5 protein-coding genes and 1 tRNA gene are annotated in these 8,511 nt (G+C 48.4%); 3 read left to right on the top strand and 3 right to left on the bottom strand.

Going from position 1 to position 8,511, the window contains the following annotated elements; translation table 11 throughout:
* Positions 1–126: 126 nt before the first annotated feature.
* The 3 genes from Q7J88_RS08855 to glgP form a co-directional block, all read right to left on the bottom strand.
* Positions 127–213, bottom strand: a tRNA-Leu gene (locus Q7J88_RS08855).
* A 61-nt stretch (positions 214–274) separates the two neighbouring features.
* The gene (secG, locus tag Q7J88_RS08850) at positions 275–682 is read right to left on the bottom strand and encodes a preprotein translocase subunit SecG (RefSeq protein WP_303721815.1); all 408 of its coding nucleotides are present in this window, start codon (positions 680–682) and stop codon (positions 275–277) included.
* Positions 683–813: 131 nt separating this feature from the next.
* Positions 814–2,526, bottom strand: a complete 1,713-nt coding sequence (gene glgP, locus Q7J88_RS08845; RefSeq protein WP_303721814.1) for an alpha-glucan family phosphorylase — start codon at positions 2,524–2,526, stop codon at positions 814–816.
* Positions 2,527–2,670: 144 nt separating this feature from the next.
* Here glgP and Q7J88_RS08840 point away from each other — a divergent pair, with 144 nt between their 5' ends.
* The 3 genes from Q7J88_RS08840 (at position 2,671) to Q7J88_RS08830 (ending at position 8,457) form a co-directional block, all read left to right on the top strand.
* On the top strand, positions 2,671–4,332 hold the full coding sequence (locus tag Q7J88_RS08840) for an ExeA family protein (RefSeq protein WP_303721813.1): 1,662 nt from the start codon (positions 2,671–2,673) through the stop codon (positions 4,330–4,332).
* The gene (locus Q7J88_RS08835) at positions 4,332–4,901 is read left to right on the top strand and encodes a general secretion pathway protein GspB (protein WP_303721812.1); all 570 of its coding nucleotides are present in this window, start codon (positions 4,332–4,334) and stop codon (positions 4,899–4,901) included. The genes Q7J88_RS08840 and Q7J88_RS08835 overlap by 1 nt, the downstream gene beginning before the upstream one ends.
* A 94-nt stretch (positions 4,902–4,995) precedes the next feature.
* Positions 4,996–8,457, top strand: coding sequence for a PAS domain S-box protein (locus Q7J88_RS08830; RefSeq protein ID WP_303721811.1), 3,462 nt, complete (start codon positions 4,996–4,998; stop codon positions 8,455–8,457).
* The last annotated feature ends 54 nt before the right edge of the window (positions 8,458–8,511 follow it).

Below are 8,511 nucleotides of genomic sequence, written 5' to 3'. Positions count from 1 at the left end.
GGGGATTTGAACAAATAGGTAGGGAAGTTTTTGGGTTGCATGGTGTACGACCTTGTGTACGACCAGCGAACTCAAACGACGAAAGGCCATTATAAGTAATAGATTTACTTACAATGGCCTCAATTTTGGTGCCGAAGGCGAGACTCGAACTCGCACGGGAATACTCCCACCACCCCCTCAAGATGGCGTGTCTACCAGTTCCACCACTTCGGCGAACGGCTTGTATATATACTGAAAAGCCTTCTCGGCTGTCAACCAATAATCAACAGTTAAATTACTTTTTTTCCTCTGTTGGAACTGGGGCCTCAGGGGCCGGAGCGGCTACTGGCGCAGGTGCTTCAGGAGCAGGTGATGCTACTGGCGCAGGTGCCTCAGGGACAGGTGATGCTGCTGGGACAGGCGTCTCAGGCTCAGGTGATGCAACTGTGCTCGGCATGACGCTTTGTGAGCTTGGAGAGCCATAAAAGTATGCAAGTGAAAGGCTGGTCAGCATAAATATAATCGCAGCCGCCGCAGTTACTTTCCCCATAAAACTTCCGCTGCCGGATGCGCCGAAAACTGTTTGACTGGCACCTGCCCCAAATGAGGCTCCAGCTTCAGCTCCTTTGCCCATCTGTAGCAGGACAATAATGATCAGTGCGACGCAGACAACAACATGAAGAGCAATCAGGATTGTGGTCATTCATTTATCTCCTTTGGTGATTCGCTATCCAGAACCGCAGCAAACTAACATAGTACCAGAGAAATTGCAAAGCAGATTCTCTGCAAGAGAGATTACCTGCAAACTAGTATATTTAAGACGGAAAAAGCGCTCTACCTGATGTAGGCATCGGTGACATAGCGACGCATCATGACATGGGTGTTGAAGTAGTAGGCATTTTTCCCGATGGCGTTTTTCATCACCTGAATCCAGCCGCTGCGGTTTTGGTAGAAGAGGGGGATGATGATTTTTTCGAGTTTTTTATACATGTCTTCCAAATCTTCGGCGGCTCGACCAACTTCTATGTCTACCTCGGCTGGTGGAGGACCGATCGACCAGCCGGTTACTCCTTCGATATGTCCTTCAATCCACCATCCGTCAAGAACGCTAAAGTTTGGTACTCCGTTGAGTGCTGCTTTCATGCCGCTGGTGCCCGAGGCTTCAAGTGGGCGCATCGGATTGTTTAGCCAGATATCGACTCCCGGGATGAAGTTAGAAGCGATCTCCATATTGTAATTTTCCAGATAGACCATCTCTATCTGACCGCTCATTTTTTCCGCCTGCTTGATGATGCGTTGAATGACTTTTTTTCCTTCTTCATCCTTTGGGTGAGCCTTGCCACCAAAAACAAACTGAAGCTTCCCATTGCCGATTTCTAAAAGGCGGTCGATATCATGAAAGATCAGGTCTCCACGTTTATAGGCAGCGGCTCGTCGAGCGAAACCGATGGTCAGCAGGTCTGGATTGAGCTGTTTGCCGGTTTTCTCCTTGATATATTGAAAGAAAAACGCTTTGGCGCCGCAATGACTATCCCAGATCTCCTCGTCGGGAATGTTGTCAACCCGCACTAGTAGCTCCGGTTCGTTGGCCCAACCGGGAAGATGCCGATCGAACAGGTTGACAAAAAATGGTGAACACCACGTGAATGGATGGATCCCGTTGGTGATGGCGTGGATTTCGAAACCGGGGAACAGGTTCTTCGATACCTCTCCATGGCGTTTGGCGACGCCGTTAATATAATTGCTTAGGGACAATGCGAGCAGAGTCATGTTCAGGTTTTCTTTACCAGAGATGTCTTTCAGCATGTTGATCGGTACTTCTGGCGGCATAAGTTGTTCGACCAAATCGTAGGAGAAACGATCATGTCCTGCCTCAACCGGGGTATGGGTTGTAAAAACGCATTGCTCCATCACTTTTTTTATGTCCCAGGAGTTTGAGCCGTTCCAGGAACCTTCAATCGGGATGCGAGCGTTATGCAACAGTTCTAGCGTAAGCAAGCTGGCATGCCCCTCGTTCATATGATATTTCTTGATGTCAAAGTTAAGCGTGCGCAAGATCCTGGCTCCACCAATACCAAGAACGATTTCCTGTTTTAAGCGCAGGTCAAGTCCGCCGCCGTACAGGTGGTTGGTAATTGTGCGGTCTTCCTCTTCGTTACCTGGGATGTCGGTGTCGAGAAAGAGGATCGGAACTTCGCCGCCAGTTGGACTCTTGACGTTATAGAGCCACGCTTGAATCTTGACATCGCGTTGGCCGATCGTGACAAGGGTTTTGGTCGGCAACAGCTGCATATGTTTTTCCGGCTGCCAGCTGACATCAGTTTCTTGTTGCCAGCCATCGACGCCGAAATGCTGTAGAAAATAACCTCTGCGATAAAGCAGGGTGACGGCAACAAGAGGAATTTTCAGGTCGGAGGCACTCTTGATTGTGTCGCCAGCCAGCACACCTAGACCGCCGCTGTAAGTTGGAATTTCAGCTTTAAGTCCGATTTCCATCGAGAAATAAGCGATCCGCTGATCCTGAGTGAATCGTCTCCAGCTTTCCATCACCAGGCCTCCCGTTTTTAATTTGAATTGCTTTGAGTTTAGCAAAAGGTGATGGATCGTCTAGCTATTTAAAACTTGAAAAATATTGGTTCCCCGTGAATGATTAGTTAAAGATAAAAACTCTTATGACGGTCAGGGCTTTTTATGTATCTAAAGATGTACGGTTTTGAAGAGAAGCCGTTCCACATTACTCCCAATCCACGCTTTATTTTCCTCAGTAAAATTCATAAGGAAGCCTTTGCTCATCTGCTTTACGGCATTCAGCAGCGGGTCGGATTCATGTCGCTGTCTGGTGAAATCGGCACCGGCAAGACGACTGTGCTCAGAACTTTGCTCAGTCAGTTGGAAGAGGGGGGATACTGCGTAGCGTTGATTTTCAACCCTTGCCTGACAGCCATTGAGCTATTGCAGATTATCCATCGTGAGTTCGGGATCGTGTTCGACCCGGAAAGTTCGAACCTGGTAACATTGCACGAGTCGCTTAATCATTATCTGCTGCAGCAAAGAGAAGTGGGAAAAACGGTGGTACTGGTCGTAGACGAAGCCCAGAATCTTGATCCCAAGGTTTTGGAACAGCTTCGGTTGTTGTCGAACCTGGAGACGGAAACGGAAAAGCTTATCCAGATGATTCTGGTTGGGCAACCAGAGCTCGATGAACTGCTGCAGCGACAGGATTTGCGCCAATTGAAGCAGCGGGTGGCCGTCAGCTATCACCTGCAGCCGATGGATAAGGAGGATACGATTCACTATATACAGCATAGGCTACGGGTTGCTGGTAATACCAGCCCCGCTCTGTTTGATCCACAAGGGCTAACGCAGATTTACAACTACACACAGGGTACTCCTCGGTTGATTAATATTCTCTGTGACCGTGCGTTGTTGGTTGCATATGGACGGGACGCGCAAAAGGTTAGTAGGCAGGATGTAAAGATCGCGCAGGATGAGTTGCGACAACACAAAATAGAAGCAAAAAAATCCATAAGTCCTATCGCAGTGGCTGGTGCAATGGTGCTTTTTCTGGCTCTCTTTTTTATACCGGTGTCTATGCTGGAGACCAATCCGCAATTGCCCGAAACGGATTTGCCGGCCGCAGTTGCCACAGAGCTGCAGGCTGTCCCCGTTGAGAAACCTGTTTTGACCGAGGCAACCGTCAAACCCGAGCAGGTTGCCGAGCTGGTTCGCCAGATCGATGCAATTGGGGTTTCAGCTTCTGCTGAACAATCGCTACGGGAGGTCGCCCAGGCGTGGGGGAAAGAAATTCGGGAACTTGCGCCCATCAGAACTCGCGGTGGGATGACAAACGCGTTAGCTGGAGCTGGTTTTGACCTGCTGGAATTACAGGCCACGACTGATGAGTTGTTGCTGTTGGATGCGCCGGTTGTACTCGAACTCTCGTTGCCGAATGTTGTCGGCAAGCGTTTTTTGTCGTTAAACGCATACCTCGACGGGCAGTTCAATATCAGTCCGGCTATCACTTCAACTGGCTGGCTTGATGTTGCTGCTCTCAAGGAAATCTGGTTCGGCAAGGCTTTTTTGCCTTATATCAATTATCAAGAAATTTCTTTTATTGACCAGCCAGGAAAAATTGGGTCGGATGTAAGCAAACTTCAGACACTGCTTTCCGGTTTACAGGAGTTTGATGTGCCGATCAACAGTGTCTATGATCGAACGACAATCGATGCCGTAACTCAATTTCAGCGAAAGGTACAGCTGGATCCTGATGGGCGAGTCGGAAATCATACCTTGTTTTGGCTTTATCGTCAGGCTGGCTACAAGATTCCGCGGCTGAAGGAAGAGGGGAAGTGATGAGCTCTATCCTGAAAGCACTACGTAAAGTCGAAGATGAAAATGCGGCGATAGGAGGTGGCAGTGTTGATTTGGCGCACGATATTCTAAAGCGCAACTATGATCAGCCGCAAACGGCTCGTTGGCCGATTTATGTTCTGGGCATCAGTTTTATTTTTGTCCTGGCCAGTGCAGGGTTCTGGCTGTTGAGTACGGAAACCGGATCGCAAATGGAGAAACATGTGCCGATCGTACAGCCTGAAACTCAGGTACCTGAACATAATGAACTCGAGCCGTCGATTGCAGTAGAGGAAAGTATTGACCACCATGTGAAACTTGATGGAGAGCGTGGTGAAGCACCGGTGAACAAAAACACTGAGACTAAGCAGTTGGCAACAGTCGAGATTCCACCTTTGCGCGTGGACGAGATTGTTTATCATCAGGATCCTGGAGCACGTCTAGCGGTTATCAACGATTTGCCGGTTATGGAAGGGACCGAAATTGATGGTGCCCACATTGATGAAATCTTGCCGGACGGTGTGCGCTGTTCGTTTCAGGGCCTTAAATTTAAAATAAGTAAGGAGCTTTAGGCTTTTAATTTATTGAAATGAATCGTTTTTTTCAATTATACTCCAGCGCAAAATTAACTTTGACCTGACTTGTTGCATTCACCGGACTTTTCACATGAAGATCGATTACAGCCTAAAAGATGCTCTCACTTGGCGATTTGTGGTTGTATCGATTCTGCCGTTGCTGATTGTCAGTATTGTATCTTTCGACTTTTTTACCCGAGAAACGAAATTTAGCCTCTCCCGCCAAAATCATTCCACCGCTGAATCGATTGCCGCTCAAATATCTCTGGAATTGCAAGAACCGCAGCTACTGGTTCGTGAAATAGCTCGATATTGCCAGCTTTTCAATTCCGAACTGGGCAAGTGTAATGATTATCTCGATCAGCTCGTCAATGGCAGCAACAGCGTCGATTCGGTTTTTGTCCTTGGCCCGGATGGTCGGGTTGCTGCTACCGGCTTACCGAATCATCTTCGCCGCAGTCCGTTTGACTTTATCGGTCAAGATTTTTCATTGCTGCCACAACATAAGGATGTCAACGACAGTGTCGAACCCAGCTGGTCCAGGGCGTTTTTCTCAAAACTCGATGGCCGAGTTTCGGTTGCTCTGACTCATCGCAGTGAGGTGGGTCTGATTTTCGCTTACATTAATATTGAGCGATTGTATAAGCGTTTTATCCCGCTGCCAGGAGGGCAGCCAGCCCACCTGTTGTTGCTTGATCAACAGGGGCGGATGATCTTTCAATTGCCTCAGGCAGGAATGCCTGACCTCGCCGAATTGAAGTATCTGCAACCGGTCGAGTCGATCTTGGACGGCATAGTTAAAACCACCAACTATGAACTTAATGGCAAGTCCTATCTAGGTACAGCAATTAGGATTCCGTCGGTCGAATGGATCATGCTATATGGGCAGGAACATGCCGGACTGTCGAGTATTGTCTGGCGACTGAGAATTATATTGATCAGCTCACTGTTTCTGGCTTTTTTGTTAGCGGCGGTATGGGCGCATCGGTTGGCATGGAAAATTGTCCGACCGATATCTGATCTAGCGAGAAGTGCTGAATCTTTTGCCGAAGGCGATTATTCTCACCCGTTGCCTTATGGAAATCATCAAGAGATTGACCGGCTTTCAGATAGCTTTCGCGAGATGCGTAAGAACATCGATGAGCGGGAAACCTTGTTGATGCAAAACCAGGAGTATTTTTCTCGCTTGTTTAACGGTGTGACCGACGCCATCCTTGTTTCAAAGCGCCTCTCCGACGGTTTGCCCGGGACTTTCATCGAGGTAAACGATGTTGCCTGCCGCCTGCTTGGCTATACAAGAAGCCAGTTTAAGGCCTTGTCTCCTTATGACCTGAATCGCGTTGCCCAGGAAGAGCCGGAGACCTTCGAACAGATACTCGAAGAAGTTTGGGAAAATGACCAGGCATTGTTCAAAACCGAATTGCTGACTGCTGACGGCGATTGGTTGCCAGTAGAAATCGGTTGTCAGTTATTCGAACTGGGAGGCCGGCAGGTTTATTTCTCGGTAGCTCGCGACATCACGTTGCGAGAGAAATATGAGTCCTCAATCAAAACTTTGGTGCGTAGCACGGTTGGATTAACTGGGCAGGATTGTCTGGATGAAATCGTCCAAAACCTGTGCGACTGGTTGAACGCCGATGGTGCTAGTATCGGCATAATTGTGGGGGATCGCTTGGAAATGCAGGCCAGCTGCCTGCATGGTCAGTTAAAAACTCCTTTTACGATGCAGGTTTCCAGTACACCCTTTGAGGAAATTCTTGATGGCAATTACTGCTTCTATACCGAAGGTGTTTCAGGTCGATTCCCCGCTTTGAGCCTATTTAATCTGGCTGACATAAAAAGCTTTATCGGTATCCCGATGTTCGGACACAAAGGACAAATTCTTGGTTCCGTCAGCGCGTTTTCTTGCAAGCCTATGCTGGCCGTGCCCCACGTTGAAGAATTACTTTCGGTAATCGCTTCTCGCGCAGCTGCCGAGTGTGAGCGACTCGATTATGTGCAGGAACTTGCACACAGTGAAGAAATGCTACGCACTCTGTTCAATTCGACGGCTGAGGCGATTGTCGGGATTGACCTGAACGGCGAGTGCGTATTCTGTAACCCATCGACTTTGCGTATGTTGGGTTACAATGATGAGTCTGAAATCGTCGGCCAAAGTTTCTGCAAATTAGTTGATAACGAGAAACTGCGCGAGCTGAATGGCGGTGACAGTGATTCCCCTTTCATGGCGGCAATAGAGAGCGAGGAGAAGGTTACCGGTTCCGATGGGGTTCTGTTGAAAAAGGATGGACAGGAAATACCGGTTGAGTTCTGGGGGCATCAAATGATGCGCGATGGAGAGTTGATCGGTGGGGTTATTACTTTTATTGACATCTCCCGCCGCCGAACGTTGGAAAAACAGCTTCAACATTCGCAACGGATGGAAGCGATCGGTACCTTAACTGGCGGGATCGCGCATGACTTCAATAATATCCTGACAGTAATTTCCGGTTACGCTGGTTTGTTGCAATCCCTGTATGCAAACGATAAAGGCTTATTGCCGAAAATCAGCAAGATTGCTGAAGCGGCAGAACGCGGTTCCAAGTTGACTCACGGTTTGCTGGCGTACAGCCGTAAAAAGACGGGGCCTTCGACGCCGGTCGACTTGAACCACCTGATACTGCAGGTCCAAGATCTGTTCGGCAAAGTGATAGGAGAACATATTGACAAAAATCTTCACCTTGCAGAGCAGCAGTTATTTGTTTTGGCCGACACCTCACAGCTCGAGCAGGTGCTGGTCAATCTGGCGACCAATGCACGGGATGCCATGCCCGGTGGAGGCACGCTGACCATCACAACCTCACGGACGGTAATTGATAAGGACTTCTGTAAGGTACATGGCTACGGAGAGCCGGGCGATTATGCTCTGATTACAGTCACGGATACCGGTGTTGGAATCCCGCACCAGGTTTTGCAAAATATCTTTGACCCCTTTTATACCACCAAAGATACCGGGAAAGGGACTGGGTTGGGACTTGCGATTGCTTGGGGGATTGTCAAGCAGCATAAGGGATATATCTTGGTTGACAGTGCCCATGAGAAGGGTAGCTGTTTCAAAATTTATTTACCCATGACGACCCAAAGACCACTGAAGAAATATTCGCAAAGCACTTCAGAACTGCCGGGTGGCAACGAAACCATTCTCCTAGTCGAAGACGACCCTCAGGTTCTGGAAACGACCTATAACATTCTTACTTCTGTTGGTTATCAGGTGGTAACCAGTAACTGTGCTGACTCGGCTCTGAAGATGCTGGATGTCAAGCAGCAGGAGTTGAGTCTGATTCTCTCCGATGTTGTTATGCCTGGGATAAAAGGGATTGAATTTTATCAGGAAATCCGTAAACGAACCCATGTTCCCGTGGTTTTTATCAGTGGCTATACCTTCAACGCTTTACGCGACCAGGGGTTGGTCGGCGACGACATCATCTTATTGAATAAACCTATTTCACCGTTTCTTCTTCTCACGAAAATACGTGAGACGATCGAAACGATAGGGTCTTCGTACGCATCCTAGCCAACCGTATTGTACTGTAGAAAAGTCTACAATCTGTCTGAAGAATATTCCTCA

Origin of the sequence: Malonomonas rubra (genome assembly GCF_003247215.1) — a bacterium.
GTDB lineage: Bacteria > Desulfobacterota > Desulfuromonadia > Desulfuromonadales > Geopsychrobacteraceae > Malonomonas > Malonomonas rubra_A.
The sequence above is the reverse complement of the archived record's forward strand: the minus strand, read 5'-3'. Positions and strand labels throughout refer to the sequence as shown.

Coding starts and splice junctions, on each gene's coding strand:
- secG (WP_303721815.1), bottom strand. CDS start 682: ATGACCACAATCCTGATTGCTCTTCATGTTGTTGTCTGCGTCGCACTG.
- glgP (WP_303721814.1), bottom strand. CDS start 2,526: ATGGAAAGCTGGAGACGATTCACTCAGGATCAGCGGATCGCTTATTTC.
- Q7J88_RS08840 (WP_303721813.1), top strand. CDS start 2,671: ATGTATCTAAAGATGTACGGTTTTGAAGAGAAGCCGTTCCACATTACT.
- Q7J88_RS08835 (WP_303721812.1), top strand. CDS start 4,332: ATGAGCTCTATCCTGAAAGCACTACGTAAAGTCGAAGATGAAAATGCG.
- Q7J88_RS08830 (WP_303721811.1), top strand. CDS start 4,996: ATGAAGATCGATTACAGCCTAAAAGATGCTCTCACTTGGCGATTTGTG.